The organism is Armatimonas rosea (genome assembly GCF_014202505.1).
Lineage (GTDB): Bacteria > Armatimonadota > Armatimonadia > Armatimonadales > Armatimonadaceae > Armatimonas > Armatimonas rosea.
In genome coordinates this window covers 798007-814441 of the sequence record NZ_JACHGW010000002.1, presented here as the reverse complement: position 1 = coordinate 814441, position 16435 = coordinate 798007, and the positions used below count along the sequence as shown (strand labels likewise).

The following is a 16435-nucleotide window of genomic DNA, read 5'->3' as shown; positions in this document are numbered from 1 at the left end:
GCTAAAGCCTGCGGCTTCCGCGCACATTTCGAGTTGAAGGACTGAAGCTCGCGAAACGAAACCCTAGATCGTCAGACTCGCTCGTGGGCACTTGGTAAACGATGAAATCGGGTTCCATTCCTCTTCCCGGGCTCGTGATCGAAGCGAACTCGCCGCCCATCGTGCCCTTAAAACCCTGACCGAACGCGGGTGTTTCCTGGAGCCACTCACGCACGTTGCCGTTCATGTCGAATGCACCGTAGAAGCTGGTGCTCTGACATGCACCGACGCTCGTTAGATTGCCGTTCTGCCCGTTCCAGTCGGCACCCTGACTATAGTTGACGGTCGTTGCACTCGGGTTGGCGACGCCGCCCGTCGCGGTTGCTGCCGCAACCGTCGGTGCGCTGTTGCTCCGCGTTGCATACTTCCAGAAGTTGTCGGAGTCGCCACCCTGACTGGCGGGTTGGTGGAAGGCGGCCTTGTTAAACTCGTCATACGTGAGAAGGAAGACCTGATTGGGATTCGCAGGGTCGCGTGTGATTGCGGTGAGGGTGTTTCCGCTCAAGGTGTACACGCCGCTCTCCGTGCTGCCAGAGCCCTGCCCATTGGTCAGCCAGTTGCTCATTCGGGCTGCATCGAAGAAGCTCACGAAGTTCACGGGCTTGTCGCCCATGTTCTGCCTCACCGAGTACGTGAACGAGCCTGCGGTGCCCGTGCGGGTGATGCCGCCGCGAGGGTCGGTGCCCGTGCGGGTGATGCCGCCGCGAGGGTCGGTGCCCATGCTGGTGTTGAAGAGGCCGTTGGGGTCGCTCGCAGCGACATTGTTGAGGAATATGACGTACTGCGCGTTGGTGACCTCAAACTTGCCGACGCGGTACTCGTACGCGACCGCGCCCTTGCCAAAGGCGTTCGGGTCGGCCGCGTTGCCAGCGTCGCCGACATTGACAAAATCAATGGTGACCCGGCTGGGAGTAGGGGTTGGAGTAGGGGTTGGTGTCGGGGTCGGGGTTGGGGTAGGAGCGGGTGTTGGGGTAGGAGTAGGGGTTGGGGTCGGAGTAGGAGTGGGGCTGGGTGAGGGCGTTGCGCCGGGTGAGGGAGTCGGAGAAGCATTGGGGCTGGGTGAGGGCGTTGCACTGGGCGAGGGAGAAGCAGTGGGGCTAGGCGACGGTGTCGGACTAGACGACCTGCCGCCGCCGCAACCATCCAGTGTCAAAGTTGCCCCGCAGAGCAGAAGAAGGGCTGCTTGAACCGAGATCTTGCGGCGGGTAAAGGTTGACGTCATCATGATTTCTACTGTTTTCCTTTTGTCTAACGACTAATTCGGCAGGCAATTTTGTTCCAAATTTTTTAGGCCGCTCCTAGCAACTTCTGCAACGATCTGAGTAGGTTGGTCCAAAAATCCGATACTGGTTAGGCCAAATAATTCAGAAAGCTATAAAGGATTTCACGGACATTTCCCTCCTAACTTGAATATATTAGTTGAAATTTATCGAACCCAGCGACACCACTGAGACTAACGATACCTTTGCAAAGTCCCCCTCCCCACCGCAGTTCATTAGACTCCATACCAATTTTTTTACATTAATATACAAAAATAATATAAAATTTCCGAATATAGATTTCGCGGGCATAATAATTTTGACTTATGAAATATTCATAAAGACAAAATTAAAACTACTAAGTCTTATCAGCCTGATAGAAGAAGAATTTGCAACTCTCAGGAACCTTTTTTTCATGAATCGTATTCCGCTGAAGAGGGCGGAACGCAGATTTTAATCGGCGGGGATTCGTGAAAAAGCTCCTCTGTATTTGGATTTTGTGTTAGAGCAGGGAGTTTTTTCGCGACATCGCGCAGGCCAAAGCCGTGGGTGTAGACTAGCTTGCCGTCTTTAAGCCCCCCAGCGAGAGCCCTGGAATCTTATACTTCACCCGCGCTGCCTCCACTTGTTTCTCCAGAGCGGCAAACTCGGAAGGGGTCTAGGCGGAGGCAAGCGCGGGGAGGGTGAGCGCAAGCGCAGCCACAAAAAAAGCGTTCTTCATCGCCTTTAAGATCGCGCTGTGCTTGGTTTGGTTACACTCAGCGCCGGGCGAGCTGGGCGTGCCGGAGCCTGCGTGTGTGGAGCTTGGTGTCGAGGGTTGGCCAGGAGAGAATCAGGGTCTTCTCCGGTTTTAGCTGGCAGACCAGCACGGAGACAGACTTCCCGGAGGAGTCGTAGAGGACATGGTAGTCAAGGGAGTCTCTGACGTAGCAGCGCCAGTTCTGTCTCTTGAGGCCCATGCCATCGTAGGGCGCGCCCAGCTCTTGCTCGACCTCGGCGAGAGGTCGCTGGTACAGGCCCTGGGCGAGAGCGCGTAGCTCCGCCGGGGACGCATCCGCTTTCACGGACGCCATAGGGGTGCAGATCGTTCTGCTGGCAATTGCAAACACCAACAACATTGTGAGTGGCAGCCACGAGAGTAATTGTCGTGGTCGCACTTAAAAAGTAGCTCCTCTTGTTCTGTTTTTTGGGATTTGCCGGCTAGCCGACAGTCAAACTATATCCTGATATTTGGAAAAGATCCTTTAAAAAATTAGGCGGGGGCTGAAAGTCCCCGCCTACGGCGCAGCGCCCCGAGGGCGCACAGAGTATTTCGCTTTCCTGCGGGCCCGGCCCGCTTGACGCGAAGCGTCGCCCAGGCGGGGACTTTCAGGCCCCGGCAGAGCCCGCCGGGCGCAGGAGGAGCACGGAGTAGGGCGAGCTAAGCGCGTGGTGCAAGGAGACACTGCCGGCGACCAGGCGCTCGACGACACTATGGCCATGGGCTCCCAGGATCAGCAGGTCCGCGTTGGTCTCTGCCATGGCCTCCGCGATGGCTTCGGAGATGGGTTTGTCCACCACACGAGACTGCATCACCGGAGCGGCGTCCCCGAAGGCGGCGTCCAAGCGGGCGATCGTGTCGGCGTTGCGGGTGCGGAGCGTGTGCTCGAGCTGGGCTCCCTCGGCGATCCCCGCCTCGCCCCGGTGGGTAAGCTGCTCACGCAGGGTGGCGATGGGGAAGGCGGTCAGCACGGTGAGCTCCGCGATCCCCTGGGGCAGGAGCTCCCCGAGAAGCGTCGCACACTGGTCGGCGTAGGGCGAGTGATCCGTGGCAAAGACCGCGTGAAGAGGCCGGTTCTCCAGGGCATCGGGGCGGGCGAGCAGGACACTCTCTTGTGCTCCCAGAGCCGCGGCGCGGGCCACACTGCCGATAAAGACGGTTTTCCAGGCCGGGTCGTGCGAGGCATTGAGAGCAAGGAGCCGCGCCCCCGCACGCTCCGCCGTACGCAAGAGTGTCTCGGCAGGATTGCCGGTCACCACGGTCTCGGTGACCGGATAGAGGCTCCCCAGGGTCTCCGCGACATGGGCGGTCGCCGCGCTGGCATCGGGCCACTCGGTGTTCTCATACTGCGACGCGATCAGCCCCGAGAGCACGGGGAGCAGCTCCCCGCCGGGAAAGACCGGCGGCGCGACCACGTGCACCACCTCTACCTCGCTGTCAGCAAAGGCCAGCCGCTTCAGGAGCGAGACCACCGGGGCATTGGCCTCCGGTGTCCGACTATCCACACCCAGAACGATCTTCATGCCGCTAGTGTAGGCGGGATTGCGTGGCCCTGGCTCAGCCCTTCGGCGGATTCGAGGCCCGCTGGCCACTCAGAAACGCCTCGACCATCTCCGGGTCCCACTGCGTCCCTGCGCCCTCCCTCAAGATCGCCAGCGCACGCTCGGGTGGCATTCCCTTGCGGTAGGGTCGGTCGGTTGTCATTGCGGAGTACGCATCCGCCACCGCCATCAGGCGCGCGATCCAGGGGGTCTCTCGCTCGCGCATTCCCTGCGGGTAGCCCTTACCGTCCCAGCGCTCGTGGTGGTGGCGCACCGCATCGAGCGTGTCTTCAAGCCCGACCACGGCACCGACAATCGCGGCTCCCATGGTCGGGTGGAGCTTGATCGTGTCGAACTCTTCCTCGGTGAGCTTGCCGGGCTTGCGCAGGATCGCATCGGGCACCCCGATCTTGCCCACATCGTGGAGCAGAGCCGCCGCCGCGATGGTCTGCTGAAGCGCCTCGGATGCCCCCAGTGCGCGGGCGATCTGGAGGCTATAGGCCATCACGTCCTCGGAGTGGCGCTTGGTGTAGCGGTCTTTGTTGTCCACCGCGGTCACCAGCGCATCTAGCATCGAGAACCCCTCTACCAGCTGGCTCATGTGGACACGGGTGCGGGTCGCCTCCTGCTCCGAAGCGCCTCCCGTCTTGGCACGGATCAGGCGCTCATCGGCGAGGTGCACCATCTCGTGCCAGCTATTTCGCCCCTTTGGGTATAGCGCTGCCCCGAGGGAGCTCGTGATAGGGATGGCACTCTGTGAGCCCTCTGGCTGGAAGGTAAACTTGAGCCCCGCCTTGAGCCGTGCCTCGATCTCGGGGAGGGGTGTGCCCTCACACCCGGGTAGGATCAAGGCAAACTCATCGCCGCCGAAGCGAGAGATCGTGTCGTAGGGCCGACAGGACTCCTGGAGGCGCTTTGCCACCTGCCCGAGGACATGGTCCCCGGTGGTGTGCCCGTAGACATCGTTGAAGAACTTGAAGTTATCGACATCCAGCATCACCACTGCGACGCTATGCCCTTCGCGATTTGCCCGTGCACACTCTTCTTCGAGGCGCTTGTGAAAAGCCCGGTGGTTGTAGAGGCCTGTCAGCGGGTCTCGATCTGCGCGCTCTTGTGCCTCATGAAGTGCCTCGGCGCGCTCCTGTTCGATCCGCTTGTGCTCGGTGATATCTCGGGTAACTCCGATGATCTCGGTCACTTGTCCGGTGGAGTTGGCAATCGCTTGCCCGCGGGCTGCCAGCCAGCGCTGTGTCCCATCGGGGAGCGTCACCCGAAACTCCACCCCCTGGCTCTCCCCGCTCGTGAGCGCATCGGTAATCGCCATAAAGACCCGCCCCCGGTCCTCCAACAGGATCGTAGACAAGAAGTAATCCCAGGTGAATACTTCGTCGATTGTAACCCCAAAGAGGCTCTTTAGGTACTCTGAGACCTTGAGGAACCTCCCTTGGGACACATCGGCATGCCAGGACCCGAGCTGTCCTCCTTCAAGCGCGAGGCGCAGGTAGTTTTCTCCCGCCAGAAGCGCCTCCTCCTGGTGTTTCCGCTCCGTGATCTCGGTACATACCCCGATCACCCGCCAGTGCCCCGGGGCGAGAGGCTCGACCTGGACATCTTCCTTGAGCCAGACAAGCTGCCCATCCGCCTGCCGGCAACGAAACTCCTGGCTATAGCCGTGTCCGCTACGAATCGCCTCAGCGGCGTTCCGGTGCAGAGGCTCCCACTCCTCTTCCAGCCGACTTGCCATCCAGGCATCGGTGTAGGACTGGCCACGCGCCTGGGCAACCGGCAGAAATGCCATCGCGGCCGCTTCATTGGAGACAGTCAGGTTCCAGTCCAAGCCAAGCCCGGGGCCAAGGTCTTTTACAATGGCATGCCAGAGGAGGCAGTGTGCCCCCATCATGAGCTGCTCAAAGTCACTCTCGGCCTGTTTCTGGGGAGAGATATCGGTTATGACCCCTACGACATTCCAGAAGCCCTCACGTACTACCTGCACCATCACATCGTCTTTGAGCCAGACCTGACGACCGTCTTTTAATCGGCAGCGAAACTCCTGCGAGTAGCTCTCTCCCGCCCGCACTTTCTGTGTCCCGTACTGATCCGACCGTGCCCGGTCTTCCTCGACACGTGCCAGGTAGAGAGACCAGACAAAGCCCTTCTCCGGGTCCACCTCCACCGGGAGAAACTGCAAGGCCGCCGCCTCATCTTGAAAGTGAATCTTCCACCAGAGCTCGCCGTTGCCAAGCTCCTCCACGGTCCCCGACCAGAGCATGCAGCGTGCATGATGCACCACGAAGCGAATCTCGTCTTCCGCTGTGGTGCGCTTTTGCTCCGCGAGTTTCAGCTCCGTGATGTTCTCATGGGTAACCAGTATATAGACCTCCCCCGATGCCTGCTCCGGGAGCCGTGTGAACTGGGCCAGAAACCACTTCTCTTGGTCTGGAGAGTGACACGGATACTCAAGGGCAAAGGTCGTCACCTCTCCCGCCAAGAGGCTCTCTAGCCTCGCCAAGAACGTGGCCTGCTCTGGCCCGGCATGCCGCCACACCGTGAGGTAGTTTGCGCCCTCGCAGACCCCCGTGAGCTCCGCACCGCTCTCGATCGCGAACCGACGCCAAGCGGCATTGACAAAGATAATCTCGCCGCGCCGATCTAGGAGACAGAGCTCGGTGGGCAAGGCATCTAGGCTCGCTTGGTAGGGTGCATCCATTTGCCGAGTATAGCGGCTCTCACACAACTTAGCCATTTCTATATATTCCATAGGTCGGGCAACAATTCACCTCAAAAAAAGAGCCGTTACGGGTACAACGAAGCCATGATTGAGATTGCGGCACGCTACGAAGGCAAGACCAAGTGCCAGCTGACGCACCCCGAGGGGATGGTGCTACAAACCGACACTCCCAAGGAGCTAGGCGGGGATGCCGCGGCGTTCTCCCCAACCGACCTGGTGGCATCGGGGCTCGTCACCTGTATTCTCACGACGATAGCGCTCTGGGGGGAGCGTCGCCAGCTAGACTTGGTCGGGATGAGCGCTACGGTGGTGAAAGAGATGAGCACGACAGCAAACCGTATTGGTCGTCTCGCCGTGACAGTCACTGTGCCTGCCGCGCTTGTGCCAGAGGGGCTTCGTCCACGACTGGAGGCAATCGGCCACCGCTGCCCGGTGCATGCGAGCCTACACCCAGAAATAGAAGCGCCCATAATCTATCAATACGTATAAAATCCTCTCTACGTGTGAACCGAATCGGACTTTCCGTTGTCTTTAAGGATGCCATGAAAACGCTTGCCCTTGCCCTCACTGTCCCTGCGGCCCTCGTTGCCGCCGCGATTGCCCTGCCCCACAAGGCCGATGCACCGCTGGTCGGCACGCGCCTCCCCGACTTCCGCGCCGCAACTGTCGAGGGCAAGGAGTTTCATTTCTACGGCCTCGCCGGGAAGAAGGCCGTGGTCTTCTACTTTCTGGGCGCGGACTGCCCCATCGCCAAGCTCTCGCTGCCCAAGCTAGCCGCGCTCGCGAAAAAATACGAGGCAAAGGGAGTCGCGTTTGTGGGGATCAACTCCAACGGCAGCGAGACCGACTCCCAGACCCTCGCGGCGGCAAAGGCGGCGGGAGTCCGTTTTCCCATCCTCACCGACCGCCAGCAGAAGCTCGCCGATGCCGCAAAGGTCACCCGGACCTGTGAGGCGCTCGTGGTCGATGGCAAGGCGACCCTGCGCTACCGGGGCAGTGTCGATGACCAGTATGGCCTCGGAAGCCGCAAGCCCGCCGCGAGCAAGCACTACCTGACCGATGCCCTCGATGCGATCCTGGCTAGCAAGCCGGTCGCGACCGCCAGTAGCTCGGTCCCCGGCTGCCTGCTGGACCGCAACAAGCCCGAGCTGGAGCGAAAGGTCGTGAAGGGCGGGCCCCGTCTCGACGACGAAACCCCGGCCACGGCCAAGAGCCGCGATGCGGAGCCCGAGCCGATCCCGGCCATGACTCTCCCTGCGGTGGGGAAGGTGAACTACAGCCAGCATGTCGCGCCGATCCTGCAGGAGAAGTGCGAGAGCTGCCACCGCCCCGGACAAGTCGGGCCCTTCCCGCTCCAGACCTACGCCCACGCCAAGCGCTGGAGCGCGATGATCTCGGAGACGGTCACCACCAACCGCATGCCCCCCTGGCACGCCGACCCGCGCCACGGCGACTTTGCCAACGACCGCAGCCTCACCGCCAAAGAGAAAGCCACGGTGCTCGCCTGGGTGAAGCAGGGGACGCCCGAGGGCGATCCCAAGAAGCTCCCCGCGCCCAAGACCTTTGTGGAGGGCTGGAATATCGGCAAGCCCGATGTGGTGCTGAAGATGGAGAAGCCCTACAAGATCCAGGCAACCGGGGTCGTGGCCTACCAGTGGTTCCGGGTCCCCACCAACTTCACCGAGGACAAGTGGATTCAGGCCGCCGAGGTCAAGCCCGGCGCACGCAAGGCGGTCCACCATGTGCTGGTCTTTATCGACGATAAGACGGGCCGGCGCGGGCCGGGCAACGGACTAGACGGCTTCGTGGCGGAGTATGTCCCTGGCGAGAGCCCGATGGTCTTCCCGGCCGGAGTTGCCAAGCGCGTCCCCAAGGGAGCCGACCTGATGTTTCAGGTCCACTACACCCCTACTGGAGTCGAACAAGACGACCAGAGCGAGCTTGGGTTTATCTTTGCCAAGGAGCCGCCCAAAGAAGTGGCAGACAATGTCGGGATCCTGGCGCTGAACCTGCGGATTCCCCCCGGCGTCGAGAGCCACCGGGTCGAGCGGACCTTTACCGTGCCGATCAACGCGACTGTCTACTCCTACTCGCCGCACATGCACGTCCGTGGCAAGGCCTTCCGCATCAGCGCGACCTACCCCGACGGCAAGCAAGAGACTCTGCTCTCCGTGCCCAAGTACGACTTCAACTGGCAGACCCGCTACATGCTCAAAGAGCCCAAGAAGATGACCGCAGGCACGAAGATCCTGGTCGAGGCCTGGTACGACAACTCGTCGAAGAACCCCTTCAACCCCGATCCCACCAAGACCGTCCACTGGGGCGACCAGACCTTCGATGAGATGATGATCGGCTACATGGACTTTGTGGCAGAAGGCAACCGCTCGCAGCAGTTCCGCATGCAGAACCTCTTGGAGGGCCTCGGGCAGCGCCGGCGCACCAATCCCTAGTGTTCTCCCCGTTGCACGGGGGCTAGGGGGCCGGTATAGTTAAGATTGCCCATGCCTGACCAAGACTCTAAAGCCGCACGTCTGGAGCGCCTGAAACGCCTGGAGCGCCTGATTCTGATTCCGATCTTACTGGTTGTCGTGGGGGCGTTCTTCTCCTTTGGCCGGGTCGTGGTGGTGGGGCAGTCGATGCTGCCCACCCTCAAGCCCGGTCAGCGGGTGACGATCCTCAAGACATGGCGGCTCTTCTCTCCCCTGAAAGTAGGGGATATCGTGGTGATCGGCACCCGTGACGGTAAGAAAAACCGGGACGAAGACGTCGTCAAGCGCATTGTCTTTATCCAGAATGCCGGCGGGAGTCGCACCTGGCCCCAGAGGCTCAACACAGTCTCGGGGAGCTACCCGACCACCGATCTCTTCCACGATGAGCACGTCTCGCGCAGTGCGAAGGGCGGTATCTATGTCCTGGGCGACAATATCAACAACTCCACCGACTCCCGCGACTTCGGCGCAGTCTACGAGTCGGAGGTGATTGGAAAGGTTCTGCAGTGAGCGCGGTTTTAACGACGAATATCGCCGGGCTGACAAAGCTCGGGCAGGGCAAGGTGCGCGATCTCTATGCCGTGGGCGACGACAAGCTCTTGCTGGTTGCCTCGGATCGGATCTCCGCCTTTGATGTGGTGATGGCGCAGGGAATCCCCGGCAAGGGCCGGATTCTCACCCAGCTCTCGGTCTTCTGGTTCGCCCAGACCCAGGGGGTGATCGCCAACCACTTGATCACCGCGGACGATACCGAGATCGCGGCGGAGATCGCGGCGGTGGGCGGGGTCTGGGATGAGACCCTGGCGGGCCGGGCGATGCTCTGCAAGCGCACGCGCCCCCTCAAGATCGAGGCCGTGATCCGCGGCTACCTCTCGGGCTCGGGCTGGAAGGCGTACAAGACCGATGGCCCCAGCCTCTGGGGAAACCCGCTCCCAGCAGGCCTCGTGGAGTCCGACAAGCTCCCCACCCCGATCTTCACGCCCAGCACCAAGGCGGACGCCGGCCACGACGAGCCCATGACTCCGGGCGAGGCCAAGGCGCTTCTCGGGGAGCACTTCGATGCCGTGGTCAGCGCCGCGCAGGGCCTCTACGCCTTCGCCCTCGCCCACGCGGAGAAGCGCGGCATCATCCTGGCCGATACCAAGTTCGAGTTTGGGCTCGATGAAAACGACAAGGTGATCCTGATCGACGAAGCCCTCACCCCGGACTCGTCGCGCTTCTGGCCCGCCGACACCTACCAGCCCGGTGGTGCCCAGCCCAGCTTCGACAAGCAGTTTCTCCGCGACTTTCTCGAGTCGGTCCCCGGCTGGAACAAGCAGCCCCCGCCCCCCGACCTCCCCGCCGAGATCATCGCCAAGACCGCTCAAAAGTACGAAGAGGCCTGGCGACGCCTCACGGAGTAGCCAGATAGTCGGTCGCCGCCTCGCGGACACGGCCCTCCGTGTCGTGCGCCGCGAGGCGTTGCATCAGCGGAGCCACGTTGGGATTCTTCACCGAGCCCAGCGCCAGGATCACCGCGATCGTAAACGGGGCCTTCATCCAAGGCAGTCGTCGGATGGCCTCGATCTCGATGCGCTGCTCAAGCGCATAGACCAAGAACTCCCAGCACGGCTCGGGCAGGCTCGACAGCTCCGCGGGAGTGAGAAACGGGAGCAAGTCGGCGATGCGGCGCGACAGGGCCACCTCTAGTCTCGCCTCCTCGCCCACCCGCTCGCTATCGAGGGTACGGAGCACCAGGATCAGCTCGGCGACACTCGCTGCGGAGCGGGTCTCCCCCGCCTTTTCGGCCAGCAGCTCCGCCAGCCGTCGCCAGCGCGGCGTGTGGACCGAGAACAGGGTCGCGGGGGGCTGCTTCTTGCGCACATAGAGCCGGTAGAGCCCCGCAGGCCAGCAAAAGATCAAGAGGAAAGTCGTTGTCCAGTCAAAGAGCTGGAACCGGTACTCCGACCAGCGCCGGCTCAGGGTCCGCTGGTCCTGCCTTGCCTGGTCAAGGAGCTCCTCCGCAAGTAGCGAGAGTGCCACCTCAGGAGCAACATCGTCCACCAGTGTCGGTTTTTCGTCGCTCCTCAGCTGCAACCGCAAGCGCTCACGGAGCCACTCCTGGTCGGGGTCACGCATGCGAAGCTTCTGCATCTTAGGCACTACTCCCAGTAGTAGCCCCACGCTCCAAAGCGCTCCAGAGTGCCCCCGTAGGCATCGTGGGGGTAGCGCCCATTGGAGTGGTAGGCAAACGTATCGCCGAAGGAAAGAATGCCATTATTGGGCGTGTACTCCGTGTCCACGGAGATCGCAAGCGTCCAAGAGCTGGTTTCCTCAAGGCTATACTCCCAGCCTCTGCGTGCGATTGGCCCCAGCGGGGGGAGCGCTATCCCGAGTGCCTCAAGGCTTGCCGGCGGCTTGTGGTGCTCTTTCTCATAGGCGCGGATGGCTGCGATCAGCGGCTCGGCCCGAGCGACCACCTCCCGTATTCCCACGAGGCGGCGCTGCTCGTAGTAGGCACGCCGGTTTTTCTGGTAGCGCTGGACAGACACCCCGATCGAGAGAAAGATGCCCACCGACAGCAGCACTGTCAGCCAGAGAGTCGAGATCGTGCGCAGCATGGCCTATTTTATCGCCTTGCCGCTCGGAGATACTCGGTGGCCGCTTCCCGCAGGTGCTCGTCGTAGTGCCCCCGCTCTAGCCGTTCTGCGGCGCGTATGGCGCGCGTATCGGCCACAGCGGCCAGTGTCAGGAGCGCGATCACCGCAAGCTCAGACGATGCCCACTTCCCGCTGGCACGGCGCTGCACAACCAGCACCAGTGCCCGGCGGGCGGGCTCGGAGAGCTGCAGGGCCTCGTCGGTGGTGAGATAGCGGAGCCGCCGGGCAAGGTGGTCTTGGACATCCCGGACAAATGTCTGCACATCCAGATGCATCTCCGGCATCAGCTCCCCCAGGAGCGTGAGGAGGGTGTCCAGGTGCTCAAGCCGACGAAGTGTCGGAAGCAGGCGTAGCAGGGGCCAAGCGCTGTCGTGCCAGGCCACACTGCGCTTGCTAAAGTGCTTGTGGATGCCCTGCCAGATCCAGGGGATGCTTAGGAAGGGAGCCTCTAGGCCGACCGTCAAGAGAGCCAGCGGCAGTGTTACGGGAAGTGCCACAATAAAAAATAAAGGAGTGAGAAAAATCAGCGCGAGGTTGCGCCGACGACGGAGCGCCTGGTTCTCCCGCCGCAACACCGCGGAGTGTGTCTCAAAGAGCGCATCCGTGTCAAACTCCGAGAAGGTCTGGCGCTGCACCATAGGCTATTTTATCGCCCCCGTGGGAGGGGGGCGTCTCGCCCCCATAAACGGGGGCGTCTTGCTGTCCTCGTGCCTCGGACACAAAGGCCTTCGGCCATAATTCGGTATGGCCGGAACGGCCTTCGCAGCCGAAGGCTCTCCAGCCCCCCCGTTCTGATCGGGGGGGCACGACGCTCTCCAGCACCGCCGTTCTAATCGGCGGTGCTGACATCCAGCACGACCTTGCCGCACTGCCCGGAGCGCATCAGGTCCATCCCCTGCTCGAAGTCCGCAAAGGGCAGGTGGTGGGTGAGGATCGGCTCGACATTGATGCGGTTGTTGGCCAGCAGGCTCTGCATTGTGGTCCAGGTCTCGTAGAGACGGCGGCCGACCACGCCATGGAGTGTCAGGCCTTTGAAGATAATGTCCTCCGAGATACGCAGCTCCACCGGGCGCGACGGAATCCCCATGAGCGAGACGCGGCCACCGGGGCGGGCGAGGCGCATGGCCTGCTGGATCGCGGGCGGCGCACCGCTCATCTCCAGCACCACATCGACCCCTTGGCCATCGGTGGTATCGAGGACGGCAGCCTCCAAGTCATCGCCGGGAATCTGGAAAAGGTGATCCGCGCCCACTTTTTGGGCCAGTTCTAGGCGATACCGCGACGTGTCCGAGGCAAAGACCACGCCCGCGCCCAGTGCTCGGCAGACCGCCACCCCAAACAGCCCAATGGGACCACAGCCCAGCACGGCGACACTGCGCCCGGCCAGCTCGCCCTGCATCGCCGCATGGACCGCGTTGCCCAGCGGGTCCTGGAGGCAAGCGATGTGCGGGGGAATGCGCGGGTCGTTCTTGATCACGCTGGCCTCAGGGACCGCGAAGAACTCACGGAAGCAGCCATCAGTATCCACCCCAAAGATCTGCGTGTTGCGGCAGACATGCCCCTGGCCCGTGCGGCACTGGAGGCAGTGCCCACAGACCTTGTGCGACTCCCCGGAGACAAAGTCCCCCACCTTCAGGCTGGTCACCCCCTCGCCCACCTCGACAATTGTCCCGGAGAACTCATGGCCCATGATCACGGGCGGCTTGACCCGGCCCGCAGCCCAGGCATCCCAGCTATAAACATGAAAGTCCGTGCCACAGATGGCAACGGACTGTACTTTGATCAGAACATGCCCAAAGGGCGCGGTAGTGAGGGTAGGGACATCCTGGAGCGTGGCACCCTCCCCGGCGAGGGACTTGACAATAGCTTTCATACTGTCCTAATTTTACCACCCAGAAGATTTTTTCGAAGCTCTGAACTTTTCGGGTTTCTGGTTTGTTTCTTGAGCAGACGGGACATTCCCGAACCCTGGAGACAAGAAACAATCATGAAGAACCTACTCACCCTGGCCACTGTAGCCCTGACCCTCGGCACCCTGCTCAGCCCCAGCTTCGCTCAAGACAAGATGGGCAAGATGGATAAGATGGGCGGCGAGAAAAAGATGGCCGGCAAGATGCAGTGCGCCGAGTGTGCCAAGCTGACCAAGAAAATGGGCAAGCCCACCGAGTGTGCCGCTTGCAAGAAGATGCATGCCGCCGAGAAAACCAAGATGGGAAAGATGGGCAGCAAGATGGCAGATAAGTCCAAGATGTCGGGCGACAAGAAAAAGATGTAGCCCGTCACCGAGCCAGCCACTCCAGCCAAGCGCGTAAGAGAGCTACCCCGCAAGTCGCGCGCTCAAGGCCGGAGGGCTGGTCTCCTAGGCCACCGTAGGGGCGTAGAGTGGTCAGCAGGAGCTTACCTGCCCCCACCTGCGCCTCACAGATATAGGAATGAAGCTTCGATGTCCGCGCGTCCACCCGAGTCAGGATGGGGGTGAGGGCCACGCCGAAGCTCTGCAGGGCATCGAGCTCCAAGGCACAGTCGCTGGCGAGCCCATAGAACAGCAGGTCCGTTGTCTTCTCGTGCGGAAAGCTCCCCCAGCTCGGGTGGTTCTCAAAGAGCCGTAGCGCCTCGCGGAAGAATGGAAGCTCGGTCGCGCGGAGCCCGGTCGCGGCGTTGGGCTGGAGGTAGAGAACCCGCCCTCCGTTCTGAGCGAAGGTCAGCAAGGCATCGCTCCAGGTGGTAGTCACGACAATCCCCGGCCCTCCCAGCCCCAAGGGAAGCGGTGTCTGCGGTGCCACCTGCCAGCGAGTAGCCTCGGGGAAGCCCTTGAGCACCTGAAAGGGATCGTAGAGCGAGACACTCTGCCCCGTCCGCGGCGTCTCAAAGGCCCACAGCGGCCAGGTGTTCTGGGAGAGGGTCTTTCCCGCCGCGGTGAGCTCCACGGTGAGGGTTAGCTTCTGCGCCTTCTCGGGTGCCACAAACTCGATCAGCCCCAGCTCCTTGACCTCGCCGGTCGTCAGCGGTGCCAGGGTCAGCTGCCCGCTCTGCCCCGTGCTCGTGCTCCAGCGCAGGACCGCGCCCGGCCCCAGCCCCTTGCCAAAGTGCGAGACCCCGACATGCCGCCGCACCTTCTCGCCCACACGGACTCCCCAGCGGTCCGGCCAGGCGGGACGATCCCCCCCCGCGGTCCAGGCACGGCCCCGGTCCGGCTCGATAAAGAGCACCGTGTCGCCGTTGAACGCCGACGGGTCATAGCGCAGCTCTCCCAGGTCGTCGTAGAGGCCGGCGGTGGTGATGGGCGTATCGCAGAGGCCGGTGACAACATAGCCCGTGGTGAAGGGGTAGGAGCGGGTGAGCTCCAGCGTGTGCTTGCGTGCCAGGAGCGCCTGCTTTGCGCTCGACTCCCGCAGCTCCGCCAGGCGTGGGAGCAGGCCATTCTCCTCCAGTGCCTTGCGCTGCTCGGTGACCGCATACTCCCAGCGGACTCCCTTGGGGTTTCTCTGGGGATCGCTCAGGGTCCACCAGGGCGGAGTTTTATCCCGCTTGAGGATCGCGGGCAGGTCCCGGAGCGCGTCCTGGTCGGCGAACTCGCCAAAGAGAAAGGGCTGGCGCTCGCGCCAGCGGGGCGCGAAGGCGTCGAAAGTAGTGCGGGCGAAGGGCAGGTCACAGTAGAGGTGAAAGTCCCAGTAGTCGGCGTGCTCGGGGAGCGGGCCGCCGTAGCACTCCGCCGAGCCCGAGTTGTCCCGCACCAGGGTCGAGCCGGTCTGCTTCTTCACCTGGGCATAGAGCTTTCCCTGAAACGCCGTGTCCAGCCCCTCCCCCAGCTCACAGCCGATCGTCCAGAGCACGATCGAGGGGTGATCCCCGATCTGCCGCACGATCCGCTCGTACTCGCCCGGGGTCTGCTGCGTGAAAAACGCGCTCTTCTCCGGGAGCCAGAGCGGCAGCTCCACCCAGAGCAGGACTCCCAGGCGGTCCGCCAGCTCGAAGTAGCGGCGGGGGGGAATCCAGAGACAGAGCTTCATCCCGTTAAAGCCCAGGGCCTTGAGCTTCTTGAGCTCCTGCTCAAAGACCTCCAGCGGAGGGTTGGGTGCCATGCTCTGCTCGTACCAGCCCCAGGAGAGCGGAGCGCGGAAGTAGATCGGCTGGTCGTTGAGCAGGATACGGTCACCCTCGACTTGTAGCTTGCGAAAGCCCACCGTGCGTGTCTGCTGGTCCGAGAGGCGCCCCCCCACTCCCACAACAACCGTCAGGAGATAACAAGTCGGCGACTCCGGGCTCCAGAGCTGCGGCTTGGCGAGCTGCAGCTCAAAAGGCACCTTCCCCGAGCCTGAGGCCTGCAGAGTGCGGCCCACTACCACTTTGCCTTCCGCATCGCTCAGGCGAAGCTCCAAGGTCGCCGCGGCTCCCGGCGCGACATCCAGCTCAATATCGCCACTGAGCCGCCCCGACAACTCCCCCAACGCAAACACCGACTGGATGCGTGCGGGGCCGGTGGCGCGGACTCGGACATCTTGCCAGGGGCCGCCCCAGGTTCCCCAGACATAGGGAAGAAAGCCCGCGAGGGTTTGTTTGACCGGAAAGCGCTCGTTGCCGGGCTTCTCCACCTTGAGGGTCAGCTCGCGTGCGCCGGCGGGAAGCTCCCAGGCAAAGGCATCCCAGAGCCCCGTGTGCTCCCCGATCTTTGCTCCATCCGCGAAGCCCTCACAGTGGTACGAGACCGCATCCAGCTCCCACCAGAGCCGTGTCCCTGCTCCCCCACTCGTGGGAGCGGGGGGGGCGGTTCGGTACCAGACAGGGCCACAGACCGCGCCGGGGATGCCATCGCGCTCCCAGCAACCGGGAACCGTCGCGGGCTTCCACTCTTTGGCCCCCTCGCGGCGTAGCTCCCAGCCACGGGCGGGCTCCTGCGGCTGCTCCGGCTCACTCATTGTCCATACCCCCAGGGCCGTTGACTGCAAAAAACGACGTCGGTCCATATGCCATTTTACCGGT

At 62.5% G+C, this 16435-nt stretch carries 14 protein-coding genes; 5 read left to right on the top strand and 9 right to left on the bottom strand.

Annotated elements, in window-relative coordinates:
- Position 1: 1 nt before the first annotated feature.
- The 4 genes from HNQ39_RS11635 to HNQ39_RS11620 all read right to left on the bottom strand — a co-directional run bounded on the left by HNQ39_RS11635 (position 2) and on the right by HNQ39_RS11620 (position 6306).
- Positions 2-1264 carry an SUMF1/EgtB/PvdO family nonheme iron enzyme gene (locus tag HNQ39_RS11635; protein WP_184195738.1) on the bottom strand — a complete coding sequence of 421 codons (1263 nt, stop codon included), beginning with the start codon at positions 1262-1264 and terminating at the stop codon, positions 2-4.
- 792 nt (positions 1265-2056) lie between these two features.
- Complete coding sequence (locus HNQ39_RS11630; protein ID WP_184195735.1) at positions 2057-2371, bottom strand: hypothetical protein; 315 nt, start codon at positions 2369-2371, stop codon at positions 2057-2059.
- Positions 2372-2666: 295 nt separating this feature from the next.
- Positions 2667-3581: a universal stress protein gene (locus HNQ39_RS11625; RefSeq protein ID WP_184195732.1), complete on the bottom strand. Its 915-nt coding sequence runs from the start codon at positions 3579-3581 to the stop codon at positions 2667-2669.
- 34 nt (positions 3582-3615) lie between these two features.
- Positions 3616-6306, bottom strand: coding sequence for a sensor domain-containing diguanylate cyclase/phosphohydrolase (locus tag HNQ39_RS11620; RefSeq protein WP_184195729.1), 2691 nt, complete (start codon positions 6304-6306; stop codon positions 3616-3618).
- 105 nt (positions 6307-6411) lie between these two features.
- Between HNQ39_RS11620 and HNQ39_RS11615 the strand changes: the two genes are divergently transcribed.
- The 4 genes from HNQ39_RS11615 to HNQ39_RS11600 are packed head-to-tail and all read left to right on the top strand — an operon-like array spanning position 6412 to position 10219.
- Positions 6412-6816, top strand: a complete 405-nt coding sequence (locus HNQ39_RS11615; protein WP_184195726.1) for an OsmC family protein — start codon at positions 6412-6414, stop codon at positions 6814-6816.
- A 14-nt stretch (positions 6817-6830) separates the two neighbouring features.
- The gene (locus tag HNQ39_RS11610) at positions 6831-8777 is read left to right on the top strand and encodes a redoxin family protein (RefSeq protein ID WP_184195723.1); all 1947 of its coding nucleotides are present in this window, start codon (positions 6831-6833) and stop codon (positions 8775-8777) included.
- Between the two features lie 51 nt (positions 8778-8828).
- The gene (gene lepB, locus HNQ39_RS11605) at positions 8829-9326 is read left to right on the top strand and encodes a signal peptidase I (RefSeq protein ID WP_184195720.1); all 498 of its coding nucleotides are present in this window, start codon (positions 8829-8831) and stop codon (positions 9324-9326) included.
- Positions 9323-10219 (top strand): phosphoribosylaminoimidazolesuccinocarboxamide synthase, encoded by an 897-nt coding sequence (locus HNQ39_RS11600; protein WP_184195717.1) that lies wholly within the window; start codon positions 9323-9325, stop codon positions 10217-10219. The genes lepB and HNQ39_RS11600 overlap by 4 nt, the downstream gene beginning before the upstream one ends.
- On the opposite strand, the gene HNQ39_RS11595 is transcribed toward HNQ39_RS11600, so the two are convergent.
- The 4 genes from HNQ39_RS11595 to tdh all read right to left on the bottom strand — a co-directional run bounded on the left by HNQ39_RS11595 (position 10209) and on the right by tdh (position 13328).
- Positions 10209-10949: a hypothetical protein gene (locus HNQ39_RS11595; protein WP_184195714.1), complete on the bottom strand. Its 741-nt coding sequence runs from the start codon at positions 10947-10949 to the stop codon at positions 10209-10211. The genes HNQ39_RS11600 and HNQ39_RS11595 overlap by 11 nt on opposite strands.
- Positions 10950-10957: 8 nt before the next feature.
- A complete protein-coding gene (locus HNQ39_RS11590; protein WP_184195710.1) occupies positions 10958-11416 on the bottom strand; it encodes a hypothetical protein in 459 nt (152 codons plus the stop codon).
- Between the two features lie 8 nt (positions 11417-11424).
- The gene (locus tag HNQ39_RS11585) at positions 11425-12093 is read right to left on the bottom strand and encodes a hypothetical protein (protein ID WP_184195707.1); all 669 of its coding nucleotides are present in this window, start codon (positions 12091-12093) and stop codon (positions 11425-11427) included.
- 191 nt (positions 12094-12284) lie between these two features.
- Positions 12285-13328 carry an L-threonine 3-dehydrogenase gene (gene tdh, locus HNQ39_RS11580; protein ID WP_184195704.1) on the bottom strand — a complete coding sequence of 348 codons (1044 nt, stop codon included), beginning with the start codon at positions 13326-13328 and terminating at the stop codon, positions 12285-12287.
- Positions 13329-13442: 114 nt separating this feature from the next.
- Between tdh and HNQ39_RS11575 the strand changes: the two genes are divergently transcribed.
- A complete protein-coding gene (locus HNQ39_RS11575; protein WP_184195701.1) occupies positions 13443-13730 on the top strand; it encodes a hypothetical protein in 288 nt (95 codons plus the stop codon).
- Positions 13731-13734: 4 nt separating this feature from the next.
- Here the strand turns inward: HNQ39_RS11575 and HNQ39_RS11570 are convergent, their stop codons facing one another.
- Positions 13735-16419, bottom strand: coding sequence for a glycoside hydrolase family 2 protein (locus tag HNQ39_RS11570; protein WP_184195697.1), 2685 nt, complete (start codon positions 16417-16419; stop codon positions 13735-13737).
- Positions 16420-16435 lie beyond the last annotated feature (16 nt).